This is a genomic window from Microlunatus sp. YIM B11417, from assembly GCF_059617205.1.
This window is the reverse complement of sequence record NZ_JCAMPJ010000005.1, coordinates 139546-156835: the sequence shown is the minus strand read 5'-3', so window position 1 is coordinate 156835 and position 17290 is coordinate 139546. Positions and strand designations below refer to the sequence as shown.

Annotated in this window: 15 protein-coding genes; 7 read left to right on the top strand and 8 right to left on the bottom strand. The window is 68.9% G+C overall.

Annotated elements, in window-relative coordinates:
* Position 1 precedes the first annotated feature (1 nt).
* The 3 genes from AC6CCG_RS23200 to AC6CCG_RS23190 are packed head-to-tail and all read right to left on the bottom strand — an operon-like array spanning position 2 to position 4071.
* The gene (locus tag AC6CCG_RS23200) at positions 2-1000 is read right to left on the bottom strand and encodes an ABC transporter permease (protein ID WP_496657089.1); all 999 of its coding nucleotides are present in this window, start codon (positions 998-1000) and stop codon (positions 2-4) included.
* Positions 1001-1021: 21 nt separating this feature from the next.
* Complete coding sequence (locus AC6CCG_RS23195) at positions 1022-3043, bottom strand: ABC transporter substrate-binding protein (RefSeq protein ID WP_496657088.1); 2022 nt, start codon at positions 3041-3043, stop codon at positions 1022-1024.
* A 35-nt stretch (positions 3044-3078) separates the two neighbouring features.
* A complete protein-coding gene (locus AC6CCG_RS23190; protein ID WP_496657087.1) occupies positions 3079-4071 on the bottom strand; it encodes a dihydrodipicolinate synthase family protein in 993 nt (330 codons plus the stop codon).
* 168 nt (positions 4072-4239) lie between these two features.
* Here AC6CCG_RS23190 and AC6CCG_RS23185 point away from each other — a divergent pair, with 168 nt between their 5' ends.
* Together AC6CCG_RS23185 and AC6CCG_RS23180 are read left to right on the top strand one after the other, a co-directional pair.
* Complete coding sequence (locus AC6CCG_RS23185) at positions 4240-4956, top strand: GntR family transcriptional regulator (protein ID WP_496657086.1); 717 nt, start codon at positions 4240-4242, stop codon at positions 4954-4956.
* Between the two features lie 17 nt (positions 4957-4973).
* Positions 4974-6887: a glycoside hydrolase family 127 protein gene (locus AC6CCG_RS23180; protein ID WP_496657085.1), complete on the top strand. Its 1914-nt coding sequence runs from the start codon at positions 4974-4976 to the stop codon at positions 6885-6887.
* On the opposite strand, the gene AC6CCG_RS23175 is transcribed toward AC6CCG_RS23180, so the two are convergent.
* Genes AC6CCG_RS23175 through AC6CCG_RS23165 form a run of 3 tightly spaced genes read right to left on the bottom strand, consistent with a single transcriptional unit; the run spans position 6808 to position 9483 of the window.
* Positions 6808-7797: an ROK family protein gene (locus tag AC6CCG_RS23175; RefSeq protein ID WP_496657084.1), complete on the bottom strand. Its 990-nt coding sequence runs from the start codon at positions 7795-7797 to the stop codon at positions 6808-6810. The genes AC6CCG_RS23180 and AC6CCG_RS23175 overlap by 80 nt on opposite strands.
* Positions 7794-8684: a cupin domain-containing protein gene (locus AC6CCG_RS23170; RefSeq protein WP_496657083.1), complete on the bottom strand. Its 891-nt coding sequence runs from the start codon at positions 8682-8684 to the stop codon at positions 7794-7796. The genes AC6CCG_RS23175 and AC6CCG_RS23170 overlap by 4 nt, the downstream gene beginning before the upstream one ends.
* Before the next feature lie 52 nt (positions 8685-8736).
* Positions 8737-9483 (bottom strand): GntR family transcriptional regulator, encoded by a 747-nt coding sequence (locus tag AC6CCG_RS23165; protein ID WP_496657082.1) that lies wholly within the window; start codon positions 9481-9483, stop codon positions 8737-8739.
* Between the two features lie 141 nt (positions 9484-9624).
* Here AC6CCG_RS23165 and AC6CCG_RS23160 point away from each other — a divergent pair, with 141 nt between their 5' ends.
* From AC6CCG_RS23160 to AC6CCG_RS23145, 4 genes are read left to right on the top strand one after another with little or no spacing between them, the layout of a single operon-like run.
* Complete coding sequence (locus AC6CCG_RS23160; protein ID WP_496657081.1) at positions 9625-11022, top strand: ABC transporter substrate-binding protein; 1398 nt, start codon at positions 9625-9627, stop codon at positions 11020-11022.
* 2 nt (positions 11023-11024) lie between these two features.
* A complete protein-coding gene (locus AC6CCG_RS23155) occupies positions 11025-11948 on the top strand; it encodes a carbohydrate ABC transporter permease (RefSeq protein ID WP_496657080.1) in 924 nt (307 codons plus the stop codon).
* Positions 11945-12859: a carbohydrate ABC transporter permease gene (locus tag AC6CCG_RS23150; protein WP_496657079.1), complete on the top strand. Its 915-nt coding sequence runs from the start codon at positions 11945-11947 to the stop codon at positions 12857-12859. Before AC6CCG_RS23155 ends, AC6CCG_RS23150 begins: the two co-directional genes overlap by 4 nt.
* A gap of 41 nt (positions 12860-12900) precedes the next feature.
* Positions 12901-14004: a Gfo/Idh/MocA family protein gene (locus AC6CCG_RS23145; protein WP_496657078.1), complete on the top strand. Its 1104-nt coding sequence runs from the start codon at positions 12901-12903 to the stop codon at positions 14002-14004.
* On the opposite strand, the gene AC6CCG_RS23140 is transcribed toward AC6CCG_RS23145, so the two are convergent.
* Together AC6CCG_RS23140 and AC6CCG_RS23135 are read right to left on the bottom strand one after the other, a co-directional pair.
* A complete protein-coding gene (locus AC6CCG_RS23140; protein ID WP_496657077.1) occupies positions 13998-14762 on the bottom strand; it encodes a phytanoyl-CoA dioxygenase family protein in 765 nt (254 codons plus the stop codon). The genes AC6CCG_RS23145 and AC6CCG_RS23140 overlap by 7 nt on opposite strands.
* Positions 14763-14764: 2 nt before the next feature.
* Positions 14765-15718, bottom strand: a complete 954-nt coding sequence (locus tag AC6CCG_RS23135; protein WP_496657076.1) for a helix-turn-helix domain-containing protein — start codon at positions 15716-15718, stop codon at positions 14765-14767.
* A gap of 55 nt (positions 15719-15773) precedes the next feature.
* Here AC6CCG_RS23135 and AC6CCG_RS23130 point away from each other — a divergent pair, with 55 nt between their 5' ends.
* The gene (locus tag AC6CCG_RS23130) at positions 15774-17282 is read left to right on the top strand and encodes an aldehyde dehydrogenase family protein (protein ID WP_496657075.1); all 1509 of its coding nucleotides are present in this window, start codon (positions 15774-15776) and stop codon (positions 17280-17282) included.
* The last annotated feature ends 8 nt before the right edge of the window (positions 17283-17290 follow it).

Sequence of the window (17290 nt, the reverse complement as noted above, 5' to 3'; positions counted from 1 at the left end):
CTCAGCCTCCCTCGTAGCGGTGCCGGATCCGTGGATCCCACCAGGCCAGGGCGATGTCGCTGAGCAGGGTCCCGATCACCGTCAACGCGCTCAAGATCAACACGAAGCTGCCGACCAGGTACATGTCCTGGCTCTCCACGGCGCCGAACAGCAGCGGCCCGGTGGTCGGCAGGCTGAGCACGATCGAGATGATCGTCTCGCCGCTGATCAGGCCCGGCAGCAGCCAGCCCACCGTGCTGAAGAACGGGCTCAGCGACATCCGGACCGGATACTTGAGCAGCAGCTTCCACTCCGGCATCCCCTTGGCCCGGGCGGTCACGACATACGGCTTGTACAGCTCGTCCAGCAGATTCGCCCTGGTCACCCTGATCAGGCTCGCCGTCCCGGAGATGCCGATGATCAACACCGGTAACCAGAGATGGGAGGCGAGGTCGAGTAACTTGCCCAGGTTCCAGACGGCGTCGGCGTACTCGGGCGAGAACAGCCCCCCGACACTCTGACCGAAATGTCTGACTCCCAGATACATGAACACCAGGGCCAGCATGAACTCCGGCACCGCCATCCCGACGAAGCCGAAGATCGTTCCGGCATAGTCTCCCGGCGAGTACTGCTTGACCGCCGAGTAGATGCCGATCGGGAACGCGATCGCCCAGACCATCAGCATCGTGCTCATCGAGAGGAAGAACGACAGCGCGACCCGGTCCCAGATCAGCGTCGACACCGGCCGGTTCCAGGCGAACGACTCGCCGAAGTCACCGTGGAAGATGATGTTGCCGATCCAGTTGAAGTACTGCAGCAGGAAGGGATCGTCCAGGGAGTACCGGGCCCGAAGGGCCGCCAGCCGCTCCTGGCTGATCTCCTCGCCGCGGGTCTCGGCCGCCGCCTGGAGCGTCGACACGTAGTCGCCCGGCGGCAGGTTGATGATCCAGAAGGTGGCGAAGGAGATCGCCGCCAGGGTGATGATCATCAACCCGACCCGACGCAGGATGTAGCGCAGCATGTCAGCCTTCCTCGCCCAAGATCAGGCGCTGAAGTAGAAGTGCTCGGGATTGCTCGGGCCGGGAGCCATGTAGCCGACCGCGCCCGGTACCGATTCCGGCACGTTCTTCATCGTGTTCTTGACGATCCCGTACGCCTCCGGCGGCGTGCAGATGCCGATGTAGACGAACAGGTCCTTGGCCAGCGAGATGATCTCCTTGCCCAGCTTCGTCGCCTCGTCCGCGTCATAGGTCGTCCGCATCCGGTCGAACAGCTCGAGCTGCTTCTTGACCGGGGCCGGCGGCTCCTCGCCCTCCTTGCCGTCGGTGGAGTACCAGAGCGCCCAGGTGTGCCCGTACCGGGACGAGCCGCGGGGGTTGGTCGGCAGGAAGTAGTGGTTCGACCCCTGGGTGGCCCGGATCTCGAAATCGCCGCCGGTCCAGCTGGAGCACTCGGCCTGGTTGGCCTCGACCCGCTCCCAGTACAGCGTCTCCGACACCCGCTGCTGCTGCAGCTCGACGCCGACCGCCTTCCAGTCCTCCTTGATCAACTCGAACGCGTCGACGTGATCGGGCATCGCGGAGTTGACCACGACGGGGATGATCACCCGCTTGCCGTCGTGCAGCCGGTAGCCGTCACCGTCCCGCTCGGTCACCCCGGCCGCGTCCAGCGACGCGTTCGCCTTGTCCTTGGAGTGCTCGGTGAACTGGGTGCCGAACTCCTCGTCGTAGACGGGATCGCCCTCAAGCGGCGCGCCCTGCCAGGGCTTGCCCTGGCCGGCGTACACGGTGTCGATGATCCGCTGCCGGTTGATCGCGTACGACAACCCGACCCGGAAGTCCTTGTTGGCGTACAGCTGCGCCTTCGCCTTGTCCTTCAACGTCTGGTTGAAGGCGATCACCATGGTGTTGGTGCCGGTGGCGCCGATCGGGAAGATCCGATAGTCGCCTTGTTCCTGGCCGCGCGCGACGACCGGCTTGTTCCGGACCGTGCTGAAGTTGCGCATCTGCAGGTCCAGCTCGCCGTTGACGATCTTCAGCAGTTCGACCTCGACGTCGAGCAGGACCTCGCACTGGATCTTGTCGATGTACGGCAGCTGGCTGCCCTCGGGATCGGTCTTCCAGTAGTAGGGGTTCCGCTCCGCCACGACCGAGGTGCCCTCACCGAGCGGGGTGATCAACTTCCAGGGATTGAGCGTCGGCGCGTCGGCGTTCATCCAGTCCTCGGCCTTGTTCTCGAAGAGCTGGATCCAGTCGCTCAACCGGGCCTTCTTGACCAGGTCGTCGACGTTCTTGTTGTACTTGGGATGGAACTGCTCGAAGTAGTGCTTCGGCCGCACCATCTTCACGCCGCTGGCGATCTCGTTGAGGAAGCCGGGCTTCGGCGCGGTGAAGGTGAACCTGATCTTGGAGTCGTCGACGACCGTGAACTCGGCCGGCCGCTCGGTGTCGGGGCTCAGCCAGAGTCCGTACAGGCCGCCCGGGTGCATGTCCGGGTAGACGTTGATGTCCTCGTAGGTGAACCGGAAGTCCTCGACCGTGCACGGCTCGCCGTCGGACCAGCGCAAGCCCTTGCGCAGCGTGAACTCGAACACCTTGCCGCCCTCGAGCTCGGCGAACTCGCAGATGTTGGGCAGGATCTCGTCGGTGCCGGGCGAGTCCGTCCAGTCCCGGGCCCAGCGCACCAGCGGCTCGTACCCGATGATCGTGCCGAGCCAGCTCGCGTCCTCCTGCGTGATCATGGCCGAATGCCAGGTGCCACCGTAGCGCCCGACGCTCTCGATCGGCTCGACGACCAGCGGCTGCTCCGGCAGCCGTTCCTTGACCGGCGGCAGCTTTCCGGCCTCCACCTGCGCGGCCAGGCTGGGCGCCTCGGCACCCTTCGGGCCGTCCGGGTTCGGGGCGCCGTCGCCCTCACGTTGCACCGGCGCCGTCTCCAGCAGACTGCAGCCGGTCAGCGCGGCGCCGGCGATCATGCCGGAGCCGGTGCCGAGCAAGCCGCGCCGGGAGAGGGTGATCCGACGGTACGGCAGCACCGGCCGGTCCGTGATCTTGGACTGAGACATCGTTGTACTCCTCCTTGCTGAGTGGGCGGCGACCGTCAGCGGCGACGGACGCCGGAGTGCTCGCCGACCGCGGCGGCCTCCAGTTGCTCGATCAGTGGCAGTGCGGTCCGGTCCAGGTGCCGACGCTCGTCCTCGGTCAGCGGGGTCAGCGGGGCCGCGGAACGGTCGGTGGCGATCCAGCCGCGACGCTTCAGCAGGTGCTTGTAGAGCGCCGCCGTCGCCGAGATCGTCGAGGCGCGCGGCAGCCGGAGCGCCCGCAACAACTCGTCCGAACCGTCCTGAAGATCACGAACGGCGGTCCAGTCGCCCCGGCCGAAGGCCTCGTACTGCGCCACGAGGTGGTGCGGCACCAGGTTCGCCAGCGAGCTCATGGTGCCTTGTGCGCCGACGAAGTAGCCGAGGTCGGGCACCGCCGAACCGCCGGTGAAGCAGTCGAACTCGACCCCGGCCCGACGAGCGCTGCCGAGCAGTTGGCGGAACCAGACCAGGTCGGAGCTGCTGTCCTTCGCGCCGTCGAACACTCCCTCGGCGGCCAATTCGACGATCGCGTCGATGCCGAGGCCGGGTCCGGCGAGCCGGGGCAGGTTGTACGCGAACACCGGCCGGCCGGCCAGCCGGGCCACGGCCCGGAAGTGATCTTTCAGCTCGGCCTGACTGAAGTCCGCCCCGTACGGCGGGAGCACCGAAAGCCTTGCCGCACCGGCGTCCAGCGCGGCTCGAGCATGATCGAGGACGAGCTCGGTGCCGGTGTCGCCGACGTGCGCGATCACCGGCACCCCGCCGGCCACGATCTTGACGCACTCCCGGACGACCCGGGCACGACCCTCGACGCCGAGCGCGTAGAACTCGCCGGTGGTGCCGTTCACCCAGAGGCCGGCCACCCCTCCATCGAGCAGCTCCCCGACCAGGCGCTCCAGGGACGCGGAGTCCAGCGTCCCCTCGTCGGTCAGCGGCAGCACGATCGGCGGGAAGACACCCCGCGGTCGGTCGCCGGTGGGTATCGATTCATCAATGAATGCCGGTGGCATACCAGTATGATGTGAGTCGTTCGATCATGGTGTCAAGGGATTCACGCCGAGAAGTTGAAGCGCTTTCCGAACAACGGGCGGCGCACGTCGCCGACTGGCAACGGAGAGCGCCGATCCGGCATACCATGAGCGAGCTGAGTAGTGTGCAGGGCACGGGAAGGATCATCGATGGCTCGAACTGCAGCACCGGTCGACTCCGAAAGCCTGGAGAGCCGGGCCCACCAGGCGCTGGTCACCTGGCTCACCGAGGAGCACCCGGCACCCGGGCAACCGGTGCCGATCCGCGAGTTCGCCCGCAACCTCGGGATGAGCCGGACGCCGGTCCGCAGTGCGGTCGGCCGGTTGTACGAGCGCGGGCTGCTCTCGTACGACCCGATCGCCGGGTTCACCGTCGCGGTGCCGTCGCTCAGCTCGCTGTACGAGCTGTTCGAGCTCCGGGTCATGATCGAATCGCACAGCATCCGCCGGTTCTGCGAACGCCAGCCCGAGGGTCCGCTGCCCGAGCTGGAGGAGTCGGTCGCCGAAGCCGCCAAGCTGGCCGAGCACGCGATCGACGACCAGGCCGCCTACATCGCGTTCCGGGAGAACGACAGCCGGTTCCACCGCTCGATCGTCGCGCTCGCCGAACTGCCCCGGCTGGTGTCGCTCTACGACGACCTGCACCTGAGCATCCACGTCACCCGGGCCGGGATGGAGGCACCGCTGACCCACAAGCGGCTGGACACCGCCGTCGACGAGCACCGCGAGATCGTCGCGGCCCTGGTCGCCGGCGACACCGACCTGGCCCGGGAGCGGCTGGAGTCCCACATCCTCCGGGTCCGCGACCAGACCATCGTCTTCCTGACCCAGCCGCGGATGAACCCCGGCGGCCCCGGGCGGCGGTGATCAAGGTGACCGATTCCATGATCACGACAGGCATCGTGTCCGGGCCGATCGCGCCGACCGCCGCCGCCATCGCGGCCCAGCGGCCGACCCCGCCCGCGACGGTCACCGGTGGGCTCTGGCAGCAGTGGCAGCGGGTGAACCGGGAGGCCAGCATCCCGCTCGGCATCGGCAAGCTCGACGAAGCCGGCAACTTCGACGATCTCCGGCTGGCCGCCGGTGATCGATTGGACGCGGAGTACCACGGACCGGTCTACATGGACTCCGACGTCTACAAGATGCTCGAGTCGGCCGGGTTCGAGCTCGGGAACGGCGATGATCCAGCGCTGCGGACCTTCGTGACCGAGGCCGTCGCCTTGATCGCCCGGGCGCAGCGGGAGGACGGCTACCTGAACTCGTACTACCAGGTGGTGGCACCCGATCAGCGCTACGCCAGGCTGGAGAACAGCCACGAGCTCTACACAGCCGGCCACCTGATCCAGGCAGCCGTGGCGCTGGCCCGGGCCGGCGATGATCAATTGCTGCCGGTGGCGCAACGGCTGGCCGATCACCTGGTGCAGGTGTTCCTGACCGAGCGGAAGCCCCGGCTGGACGGGCATCCCGAGGCCGAGACCGCTCTGGTCGAGCTCTACCGGCTGACCGGGACGACCGCCTATCTCGACCTGGCCGCGCGACTGGTCGAGGACCGCGGCCGCGGCCTGGTCGGCCACAGTCCGGTCGGCTCGGCGTACTTCCAGGACGCCCTTCCGGTACGGGAGATGCCGATCCTCACCGGGCACGCCGTGCGAGCCATGTATCTCGAGGCCGGCATCGTCGACGTCGCCCTCGAGACCGGCGACCGGACGCTGCTCGAGAGCTCGCTCCGGCGGTGGGAGGATGCGGTCGCGACCAAGACCGCGATCACCGGCGGGCACGGCGCCCGGCAACTCAAGGAGGCCTTCGGCGAGGGGTACGAACTCCCGTCGGACCAGGCCTACAACGAGACCTGCGCGGCCGTGGCGAGCATCCACTGGAGCTGGCGACTGCTGCTGGCCACCGGTGCGGCCCGGTTCGCGGACCTGATCGAGCGAACGGTCTACAACGTGTTCGCCGCCTCCGTCTCGCTGGACGGGCTGGAGTTCTTCAAGGGCAACCCGCTGCAGCGGCGGCATGATCATGAACAGGTGATCGGCGATCCCCGGTATCGCGGCGGCTGGTTCTGGTCGGCCTGCTGCCCGCCGAACGTGACCCGGCTGATGGCCTCGCTCGGGCACTACGTCGCGACCGTCGACGACGAGACCCTGTATCTCCAGCAGTACACGGATTCCGAGCTGTCGGCCGACCTGGCCGCCGGCACGCTGGGGCTGACCGTCCGCACCGACCTGCCCTGGCAGGGCGAGGTCATGATCACGGTCGACCGGGCACCCGAGGCGGAGTGCGGCCTTGCGCTGCGGCTGCCGCCCTGGAGCGAACGGACCACGCTCTCGGTGCACGACGAGCCGGTCCAGGTGCAGCCGGACAACCGTGGCTACCTGGTGCTGCGCCGAGGGTGGCGGGCCGGCGACACGGTCCGGCTCGATCTGGACCTGACGCCGCGGATGATCATGCCGCATCCCAAGATCGACTCCGTCCGCGGCTCGGTCGCCTTCGAGCGCGGCCCGCTGGTCTACTGCTTCGAGCAGGCGGATCAGCCGGCCGGTGTTGATCTTGAACGGCTCCGGCTCGCGGCCGATCCGGTGATCACGGTCCGGCCGGTCGATGATCATCCCGGGATCGGCCGCACCGTCCTGCTCGACATCACCGCGACGGAGCTCGACGACGCGCCGGGCGGGCTGCCGTACTTCGCGCGGCGGCCGGAACTCGCGGAGCGTCCGGTCACCGCGACCGCGATCCCCTACTTCCAGTGGGCCAACCGGGACCGACTGCCGATGCGGGTCTGGCTGCCGACCCGCTGATCGCGTCGGCCGCGAGGATCGCGGCGCCGAACAGACCCGAGTCCGCACCGAGCTGGGCCGGCAGCCAGCGACAGCCGGACCGGGACGGCAATCGGGTCCGTGCCTCGGTGATCACCCGGCCGGTCAGGTCGGCCACCGAGCCGAGACCGCCGCCGAAGATCACCGCCGCCGGATCGAGCAGTCGCACCGCGGCTGCCAGGGCCGCGCCCAGCGCCCGGGACGCGGAGTCCAGCACGGCGGCCGCGGCCGGGTCGCCTGCTGCGGCCCGAGCCAGGACGCCACGCGCCCCGTCGGTCACGCCGGCCCCGGAACGAGCGTCACGGTGAGCGATGCCGGCGCCGGACGCGAACGTCTCCAGACCGACCGGGGGCCCGTCGGCGATGCCGGCCGGCACCGGGAACTCGCCCAGCGCGATCGCCTCGCCGTGGGCGCCGGCCCAGGCCTGGCCGTCGATCACCAGGGTCGACGACAGGCCCGTACCCCAGGAGACGTAGAGGAAGCTGCCGACGCCGCGGCCGGCGCCGAGCCGGGCCTCGGCCGTTGCGCCGAGCCGTACGTCGGAGTCGATCATGATCACGGCCTCGGCGCCGAACTCGCCGGCCAGCACCTGATCGGGCGCGGCGGACGGGCCGATCACCTCGCGGCTGGTCAGCCGTCCGTCCGCGACGTACTCGGGGAACCCGGCGCCGACCGAACGCACCTGATGATCAACGGCCGCTGCCCGCCCGGCCAGATCACGCGCGACGGCGGCGGTCGCGACCAGCCCGGGATCCGCGGCACCGGGCGTACCCGGCGTTGCGGTGATCACCCGGTGCAGGACCCGCCAGCCGGCCGGATCGATCAGGGCACCGACGATCTTGGTCCCGCCGATGTCGAGGGCGGCGACGACCTCTCGGGAGCGGCCGGTCACGCGGTCCAGCCGTCGGGTACCCGGCCCGATCCACGGAGATACCTGGCCCGGTTCGACGATCGGACCAGGATGCGCTCCTGGCTGCCCGCCGGCAGGAAGACCGCGTCGCCGGGCTGAAGGCAGGCCGGTGCGTAGCCTCCGCCCGGCGTGAAGACGTCGACCCACAGTTCGCCCTCGGTGCAGACGATCACGGTCTCGTCCACCACCGCGTCGAAGTCCTCGGCGTGCCCGGGCATCACCAGACCGTGCCGGACGGTGAGGAACTCCGTGTCGACCAGGGTGCCGACGGTGTGCGAGGCGAGGTGATCACGAAAGCCCCACAGCGCGGTGGAGTCATCGGTCAGGGTCAGCCGCGCCCCGGCAGCCGCCTCGGCGTGGGCCGCCGGCCAGCGGCCGTCCCAGCGATGATCTTGGTACGAGGTCGTGGCCAGCGGCGGCTGGCGGCGGGCGAACTCCGAGCCGGCGCCTCGGGCCGGTGGGGGCGAGAAGAATTCGATCACCCGCAGCCGCTCCGCCTCCGGGTTGAACCCGTTGTGCCAGGTGCCGCGCGGGATCAGCAGGCCGCTGCCGGCCGTGGCTCGCTTCAGCTCGCCGGTCGACGGGTCGACCAGGAGCAGCGTGCCGTCCAGGACGAAGTAGAGAACGTCGCCCCCGAAGATCGTCTGGTTCAGCTCGCTGTGCCGGAACTCGCCGCGCGGCGGGAGTTCGTACTCCAGGACGTGCAGCTGTCCGGTCGAGACGTACACCCGGTCGGTGACGAACCCGGCCTCCACATCGCCCCAGACGTGATGCGCGGCGTCCTCGCGGCGGATGATCTTCGGCGCGTCGAACTCGGGGCGGGGGGTGGCTCGGCGCTTCTCGAACAGCGCGCCCTTGGCGTTCTGCATGCGCTCAGCGTAACAGACCAGTTCTAGACCAGCTAGGCCTTGCCTGTGGTGATCACAGCGGCGGCGGCATCTGGCGGTAGAGATCCGATTCGAACCGGTACGCATCACCGCGATAGAGCAGTTCCGAGGTCATCACGATCTCCTCGTTCTGGTCCCGGCTGACGTCGCGGTAGTGCAGCACCGGCGCCCCGACGGCGATCCGGAGCAGTTCGGCATCCGCCGGTTCCGCAGCCTCGGCCTGGAGTTCACAGGACGCGTGCACGATGACGATCCCGCAGTCGCGTTCCAGCGTCGCGTACAGGGAACTGTCGGCAAGATCGACATCGACGAGCTGTGGCGTCCGCTGCTCGATCAACAACGACCGGTCGATGCAGATCGGATTGCCGTTCATGCCACGGAGCCGGCGCAGTTCGATGATCGACGCGGCCGGCGGAATCCCAAGCCTGCTGGCCTCCTCGACCGTTGCTCCGCGGACCTCGTGCCGCAACACGGTCGCCGTCGGCGTGAAACCCTTGCGCCGCACGATGTCGGAGAAGCTCTGCAGCGAACTCGAGCGATCACCGATCAGGCCGTGCCGGGTGACGAACCAGCCGCGCTGCGGCTGCCGGTCCAGGATGCCCTCCTCCTCGAGTTGCTCGAGTGCCAGCCGCAGTGTCGAACGGCTGACGGCGGTGGCGGCGGCCAGTTCTCGCTCGCCCGGCAGCCTCGTGCCGGGGGCGTAGACGCCGCGTTGCACGAGTTGGCGAACCTGTTCGCGAGCACGGTAGACCGCCCGCGAGGTCGGCGTGTCGACGTCCATGGCTGGGATGTTACTGGTCCGGACCGACCTCGGCAGTCCGGCACACCGTCCCAGAATACTGATCCAGACCTGGTCCAGTCTGGTCTGGAACTGGTAACCTCCTGGATGAACGGGTGGATCGCCTTCGCCGAAGGAGTCGAGATGAGTCGTATTCCCCTGGCCGGGTCCGGTCGCACGCCCGGCCGGACGCCGATCAGCCGCCGCCGGGCCCTCGGCCTGGCCGGAGCACTGGGCGCCGCCGGCCTCGGCGCGCCCTGGCTGGCCGGCTGCTCCAACGACGGCGGGGGCGGCGGTGGCGGCGGGCCGGCCGAGCTGACGTTCTGGCTACCCGGTGGCGAGGACGGCTACCTCGAGCTGCACGAGAAGCTCGCCCAGGACTACGGCGGCGCCCATCCCGGCACCACCGTCGAGGTCACCCGGCTGACCGGGAACCAGAACTTCAACGAGGTCCTGCTGGCCCGGATCGCCGGCGGCAACCCGCCGAGCGCGACGATCATCTGGGATCCGCCGGTATCCTTCGGCGCCCGCGGCGCACTGGTCGCGCTGGACGACCTGATGGCGTCGTCGCAGAACTCGGCGGCCGACCATTGGCCCGAGTCGGTGCTGGCGAGCTGCCGCTTCGAGGACAAGACGTACGGGCTGCCGTTCACCGCCGGCTCGTACGCGATGTTCTACAACCAGGAATGGTTCGAGGAGAAGGGCATCCCGTCCGACCGGGCCAGCTTCCCGAAGACGCTGGTCGAGCTGCGTGAGCTGTCGGCCGAGTTCACCCGCTGGAAGGGCGACGTCCTCGAACACGCCGGGTTCCTGATCCCCTTCGACGCCGTACGGCTGCCGATCTGGAGCGGCCTCAACGGCGGCCGGATCTACGACGCGGCCAATCGGCGGTACGAGATCGACTCCGAGCAGAACGTCGAACTGTTCGAGTTCTTCCTGTCCTGGTTGGACGAGGAGTACCACGGCGACATCAACAAGGTGAACGAGTCGTGGACCTCGCTCGGCGACGCACCGCCGATCTTCCAGCAACAGCGGCTGGCCATGATCGACGACGGAACCTGGATGATGGGCTCGTTCTACAGCGTCGAGGCCGAGTTCGAACGCTGGGAGGTCGCACCGTTCCCGACCGGACCCAGCGGGACGACGTCGGTCTCCGGCTACTGGCCCAACTGGCTCGCCATTCCGCAGGCGTCCAACGACACCGAGGCCGCGTTCGGCTACCTGGACTTCCTGGCGGTGACCGGGGCGCAGGCCCAGTTCGAGATCTTCCCCGACCTGCCGACGAACGCCAAGATCGATCCGGCCGTGGTGCCGAAGGCGTTGGTCGAGCGACGCGGCGAGAAGTTCGCCAAGGACGCGGTGGCCTTCTTCCGGCAGCAGCTCGAAGCGGCGGTGCCGATGTGGGAGTCGCCCGTGCACACGTACGCGTCGGATCAACTGACCCGGGCGATCGAGCGGATCTCGACCAAGACCGGCACCCCGGCCCAGGAGTTGGCCGACGCCCAGCGCAACTGCCAGGCCGAGCTGGACAAGGTGGGGTGATCGTGGGCGCCACGGCCCGCTCGACGGAACGCCGGGGAGCGATGCGACGCCGGGAGGCCCGGGCCGGTCTGCTCTTCACCGGCCCCTGGATCCTGAGTTTGTTGATCTTCACCGCCTATCCCGTGCTCGCCTCGATGTATTTCTCCTTCACCGAATACAACGTGATCCAGCCGCCGGAGTGGATCGGCCTGCAGAACTACGAGACCATGATCAACGATCCGGCGGTCTGGGTCGCGGTGCGGAACAGCGCCTACTATTCCCTCATCTCGGTCCCGGTCGGGCTGGCCGCCTCGCTCGGGCTGGCGCTGCTGCTCAACCTCGGCGCCAAGGGCATCGGCGTCTACCGGACGATCTTCTACCTGCCCACGCTGGCGCCGCCCGTGGTCGGCGTGATCGTCTTCATGCTGATGTTCAGCCCGGCCAACGGGCTGGTCAACGAGGTGCTCCGCGGGCTCGGCCTGCCGACGCCGGGCTGGCTCAGCGATCCGGCCTGGTCGAAGCCGACGTTGATCATCATGGGGCTCTGGGGTCTCGGCGCGTCGGCGTTGATCTTCCTGGCCGGGCTGAAGGACATCCCGCAGTCGCTGATCGAGGCGGCCCACCTGGACGGAGCCGGCGTGCTGGCCCGGTTCCGCCACGTCACCCTGCCGCTGCTCAGCCCGGTGATCTTGTTCAACCTGGTGATGGGGGTGATCGGTTCGTTCCAGGTCTTCACGTCAGCGTTCATCGCGGGCGGCACCGAAGGCGGACCGCTCGACTCGACGCTGATGTTCGTGGTGCTCATCTACCGCAGCGCCTTCCGGTACTTCGACATGGGCTACGCCTCGGCGCTGTCGGTGGTGCTCTTCCTCGCCCTGGCCGCGCTGACCGCGTTGATCTTCGTCGCCTCGCGCCGCTGGATCTTCTATGCGGGGGTGGACCGATGAGCTCCGGCGTACGGACACGCGAGGCGGATGCCGAACTCCAGGTCCCGGCATCTCGACCGACCGTCCGCGGCAAGCGGCACGGCCGGCGCGCGGCGGTCGGGCTCGGCCGGCACCTGGTGCTGATCGCGATGTCGCTGCTGCTGTTCCTGCCGTTCTACTGGATGGTGATCTCGGCGCTGAAGTCGAACACGCAGATCCTCAGCCCGGACCTGCAGTGGTTCCCGGATCCGATCACCTGGGACAACCTGCCCGCGGTGCTCAGCCATCCCGGTTTCCCGTTCTTGCAGATGCTCGGCAACAGCGTCTTCTACTCGGGCGCCGTGACGATCGGGACCGTACTGTCCTCGGCCCTCGTCGGGTACGGATTCGCCAGGATGCGCTTCCCGGGCAGGAACCTGCTGTTCGCCGTGACGATGGCGACGATGATGATCCCGAGCTTGATCATCTTCATCCCGACCTACGTCCTGTTCAAGACGCTCGGCATGATCGGCACCTGGGCGCCACTGATCGCACCGCAGTTCCTCGGCAGCGCGTTCTTCATCTTCCTGATGCGGCAGTTCTTCCTGACCGTGCCCGGCGAACTGTCCGATGCGGCCCGGGTGGACGGCGCCGGCGAGTTCCGGATCTTCTGGCAGATCATGTTGCCGCTGGTCAAGCCGGCGCTGGCCGTCGTGGCCGTGTTCACCTGGCTCGGCACCTGGAACGACTTCTTCGGCCCGCTGGTGTATCTGTCCGACCCCGACCTGTATCCCTTGAGCATGGGCCTGTTCGCCTTCCAGTCGCAGCGGAGCACCGAGTGGGGCCTGCTGATGGCCGCCTCGGTCCTGGTCACGTTGCCGCTGATCGTCCTGTTCGCCTTCACCCAGCGCTACTTCCTGCGTGGGATCTCGCTCAGCGGGATCCAGGGCTGACCCTCCCCTTCCTGATCAACGACCGAGAAAGAGAGAGCATCATGGACCGTCCGGTTGGAATCGCCTTCGTCGGCTGTGGCAGCGTGATGTCCGGCCCGTACACGAGGCTGGCCCGGCAGCTCCGGGAACGGGGCGAGGTGTCGCTGGTGGCCGCCTGTGACGTGGTGCCCGACCGCGCGGCGTTCGTCCGGGACGAGCTCGGCATCGAACGGTTCGCCACCGACTACCGGGAGATCATCACGGCCGACGACGTCGATGCCGTCCTGGTGCTGACCTCGATGCCGGAGCACGGGGCGATCGCCAAGGCCGCGCTGGAGGCCGGCAAGCACGTCCTGGTGGAGAAGCCGATGGCGACCACGCTCGCGGAGGCCCAGGAGTTGCTGGCCGTGGCCGAGCGCAGCCCGGGTCACCTGATCTGCGCTCCGCATGTCGTGCTCAGTCCCACGTACCAGGCGATCTGGCGGCACGTCCATCGCGGGGACGTCGGCAAGATCCATCTGGCCCGGGCCCGCTACGGCTGGGCCGGACCCTGGTGGGGCCAGTGGTTCTACCGGTCCGGCGGCGGCCCGCTGTTCGACCTCGGCGTCTACAACCTGACCACCCTGACCGGGCTGATCGGTCCGGCCCGGCGGGTGACCGCGATGGCCGGCACCGCCATCCCGGAGCGCCGGGTCGACGGCGAGTTGATCAAGGTCGAGGTCGAGGACAACTTCCAGATCACCGTCGACTTCGGCAATGCCTGCTTCGGCACGGTGACCACCGGCTTCTCCATGCAGTCGTACCGCGGCCCGGCCGTCGAATTGTACGGCGGCGCCGGCACCATCCAGATGATGGGCGACGACTGGGCTCCGGAGGGCTACGAGTTGTGGCGCAACGACGTCGGGGCCTGGCAGCTGCATCGGGAGCAGGATCCGCACTGGCCGTGGACGGACGGCCTGCGCCATCTGGTCGACTGCATCCGCCATGATCAGCAGCCGCTCATCCGGCCGGAGCACGCGTACCACGTGCTGGAGATCATGATCAAGGCGATCGAGTCCGCGAGGGAGGGGCGGACGCTCGACATCGAGAGCACGTTCACCCCTCCTACGTTCGCCGAGGACGCCGACGCCGCCGACGCCCATCTGGTCCACGATCCGAGTCACTGACCGGACCACTCGGCTCTCTGCCAGGGGTACGCGTGCGGCGTCTCGAGCCGGGTCGGCGGCGCCGCGAAGCCCATGATGTAGGCGCGGCGGGTGCCCTGCGACGTGTTCGGTCCGGCGTAGTGCAGGGTCCGGCAGTGATGGATCGTGCACCCGCCGGCCGGCAGCGGCACGGCCACCCGCTCGACGTCGTCGGCCAGCGGATCGGCGAGCTGGAGCGCGTGCGCCTCCGGGTCGACCAGGGCGTGCGGCACCACTCCGGCGCGGTGGCTGCCGGGCACGAACTGCATGCAGCCGTTCTGCACCGTGGCCTCCTGCAACGGCATCCAGATGCTCAGCGCGGTGTGGTCGAACGCCGGGTCCCAGTAGGCCTCGTCCTGGTGCCAGGGCGTGGGCGCGCCGTGTCCCGGCGGCTTGCTGATCGCATGATCACCAGCAGGGGACGCCTCGTCGCCGAGCAGCTGCCGGGCCACCGCGAGCGCGTTCGCGCGGGCCTGGATCTGGACCAGCTCCGGTGCGTACTTCTGCGGGTTGAGGATCTGCGGCAGGGTCTCCTGACCGTCGTCGTCGAGCTTGCCGAGCTCCAGATGATCACCTTGGTCGAACGCCGCACTGCCGCGGGCGAACAGTTGATCATAAACAGTGCGCAGGGCGGCCACCTCGGCCGCCGTGGTGAGGGCGTCGAGCCGGAGGAACCCGTCCCGGTGGAAGGCCGCGATCTGGTCGGCGTCGAGCCGAACGGCGGTTTGTTCTGTCGTCATGATCACGAGCGTAGGTTTCCGGGACCGGCCGGACTTGTCCCGGAGTGCCGATCAGTTGACCGGAAGGAGCGAGCATGATCGCGGAAGCCGCTGGCGCTGACGCCGAACTGGGCCCGGAAGGCCCGCGAGAAGTGCGCCGAGTCGGCGAAGCCGCAGTCGTGGGCGATCCGGGTGATCGGCCGGGCCGTCGTGATCAACAACTCGCTGGACCGGAGCAGCCGGTAGCGCCTGAGGTAGGCCATCGGTGTCGCTCCCAGGGTGTCCCGGAACGTCCGCGCCAGGTGCTTCGGCGACAGGTGAGCGGCTTCGGCCAGCCTGCGCAGGTCGAGCGGCTCGGCGAACCGCGCGGCGATCAGGTCCAGCACCGCGCGCAGTTCCGGCCGCAGCGTCAGCTGCCGGGGAATCGTCCCGCTGACCGCGCCCGTGCTGGCCTCGGTCAGGTCGACACCGGCCGCGTTGACGATCTTGGCCAGGGCGAGCTGGGCCGACGCCGGCGCACCGAACGCCCGGTCGGCCCCCTGCCTGCGAGCGGCTTCGACGGTGGCGCGCACCAACGACCGGAGCTCCTCACCGGGATCGGCCAGCACCAGGGGGAGTTCGAGCTCGCCCAGCAGATCGACGGCGCCAGCGAAGATCACGCTGCAGCCGAAGCCGCGCAGGGCGAGCTCACCGTCCGCTCCGTTCCACGAGCGCCGGGTCCGGCCCGGCCGCAGGATCGCCAGTTGCCCGGGGGCGGCGACCGCCTCTTGATCACCGAGGGCCAGGTGGCAGCGGCCACGCTCGACCAGCCAGACCTCGGCCCAGGGCTGCTCGGTCAGCTCGAGCCGCCAGCCGGGCCGTACCGCGACGTCGTACGCCTCATGCAGGCGGAACACGGCACGGTCCCAGAGGCCTTCGAGGTCGACGTGGTCCTGGCGGATCCAGTCGGCCTCGAGCGGAAGGCGTGGCTCGGACACGGAATCACCCTGTCACACCACGGCGCCCGGCCTGAAGATCACGACGAGGAGGATCATGGCTGAGTTGTTCATCGACGGGCGTTGGCGCGACGCGACCGGCGGCGCAGTCCGTACCATCTCCTGTCCGGCCGACGGCCGCGTCGTCGCCGAAGTCTCCGAGGGCCGGCGCGAGGACACGGTCGCCGCCATCGAGGCGGCCCGCCGTGCCTTCGACGACGGGCGGTGGCGGTCGAGGTCGAGTGCGGAACGCGGCGCCGTGCTGGCCGCGGTCGCCGACCTGCTGAAGCGCGACCATGATCGTTTCGCCACGGCAGAGAGCCTGGACACCGGGAAGCGGTTGGTGGAGAGCCGGCAGGACATCGACGACGTGATCGCGGTGTTCCGCTACTACGCCGCGATGATCAGCACCGCGGAGCCGGTCCGGGTCGTCGATTCAGGGCCGGCCACGGTGAGGAGCAAGGTGATCAAGGAACCGGTCGGTGTCTGTGGCTTGATCACTCCGTGGAACTACCCGCTGCTGCAGGCCGCCTGGAAGATCGCGCCGTGCCTGGCCGCCGGAAACTCGCTGGTGTTCAAGCCGAGCGAGCTCACGCCGTCCACGGCGATCCTGCTGACGGCCGCGCTGGCCGAAGCCGGACTGCCGGCCGGCGTCGCCAACCTCGTGCTCGGCGCCGGGCCCGAGGTCGGGGCGGTCCTGGCCGAGCATCCGGCCGTCGATCTGATCAGCTTCACCGGCGGCCTGGTCACCGGGCGGCGACTGATGGCGGCGGCCGCCGGAACCGTGAAACGGGTGACCCTGGAACTCGGCGGCAAGAACCCGAACGCCGTCTTCGCGGACGCCGACCTGGACACCGCGCTGGAGTTCGCCCTCGCGGCCGCCTTCCTGCATGCCGGGCAGGTCTGCTCAGCCGGCACCCGGCTGCTCCTGGAGGAGCCGATCGCCGCCGAGTTCACCGACCGGCTCGTCGAACGCGCCGAACGGATCAGGCTCGGCGGACCGTTCGATCCCCTGGCCGAGGCCGGCCCGCTGATCAGCGCCGGCCACCGGGACAAGGTCGCCGCCTACGTCGCGACCGGCCTGGCCGAGGGCGCCGAACTGCGCTGTGGCGGAGCCGCTCCCGACGACCCCGGCCTGAAGTCCGGGTTCTTCTACTTGCCGACGATCCTGGACCGGTGCCGCGCCGGGATGACCGTGGTCCGGGAGGAGTCGTTCGGACCGGTGATCACGATCGAAAGGTTCGGCGGCGACTCTGCGACAGAGTCGGAGCGGAACGCCGCCGGTCTCGCCAACGACTCGATCTACGGTCTGGCCGGAGCCGTCTGGACCGGCAACGAGGCACGTGCCCACCGGATGGCGGGCCTCCTGCGCCTCGGCACGGTCTGGATCAACGACTACCACCCGTACCTGCCGGGCGCCGAGTGGGGCGGCTACAAACAATCCGGAATCGGCCGGGAACTCGGCCCGACCGGCCTCGACGAATACTGCGAGCTCAAGCACGTCTGGCACAACACGGCCCCGGTGGCGTCCCCCTTCTTCGGGATCGGTGAACCGAGGCATCTGTGAAAAGAAAG

Excerpts from the sequence above, each read along its gene's own strand:
- AC6CCG_RS23200 (WP_496657089.1), bottom strand. The coding sequence starts at position 1,000 with ATGCTGCGCTACATCCTGCGTCGGGTCGGGTTGATGATCATCACCCTG.
- AC6CCG_RS23195 (WP_496657088.1), bottom strand. The coding sequence starts at position 3,043 with ATGTCTCAGTCCAAGATCACGGACCGGCCGGTGCTGCCGTACCGTCGG.
- AC6CCG_RS23190 (WP_496657087.1), bottom strand. The coding sequence starts at position 4,071 with ATGCCACCGGCATTCATTGATGAATCGATACCCACCGGCGACCGACCG.
- AC6CCG_RS23185 (WP_496657086.1), top strand. The coding sequence starts at position 4,240 with ATGGCTCGAACTGCAGCACCGGTCGACTCCGAAAGCCTGGAGAGCCGG.
- AC6CCG_RS23180 (WP_496657085.1), top strand. The coding sequence starts at position 4,974 with ATGATCACGACAGGCATCGTGTCCGGGCCGATCGCGCCGACCGCCGCC.
- AC6CCG_RS23170 (WP_496657083.1), bottom strand. The coding sequence starts at position 8,684 with ATGCAGAACGCCAAGGGCGCGCTGTTCGAGAAGCGCCGAGCCACCCCC.
- AC6CCG_RS23165 (WP_496657082.1), bottom strand. The coding sequence starts at position 9,483 with ATGGACGTCGACACGCCGACCTCGCGGGCGGTCTACCGTGCTCGCGAA.
- AC6CCG_RS23160 (WP_496657081.1), top strand. The coding sequence starts at position 9,625 with ATGAGTCGTATTCCCCTGGCCGGGTCCGGTCGCACGCCCGGCCGGACG.
- AC6CCG_RS23150 (WP_496657079.1), top strand. The coding sequence starts at position 11,945 with ATGAGCTCCGGCGTACGGACACGCGAGGCGGATGCCGAACTCCAGGTC.
- AC6CCG_RS23145 (WP_496657078.1), top strand. The coding sequence starts at position 12,901 with ATGGACCGTCCGGTTGGAATCGCCTTCGTCGGCTGTGGCAGCGTGATG.
- AC6CCG_RS23140 (WP_496657077.1), bottom strand. The coding sequence starts at position 14,762 with ATGACGACAGAACAAACCGCCGTTCGGCTCGACGCCGACCAGATCGCG.
- AC6CCG_RS23130 (WP_496657075.1), top strand. The coding sequence starts at position 15,774 with ATGGCTGAGTTGTTCATCGACGGGCGTTGGCGCGACGCGACCGGCGGC.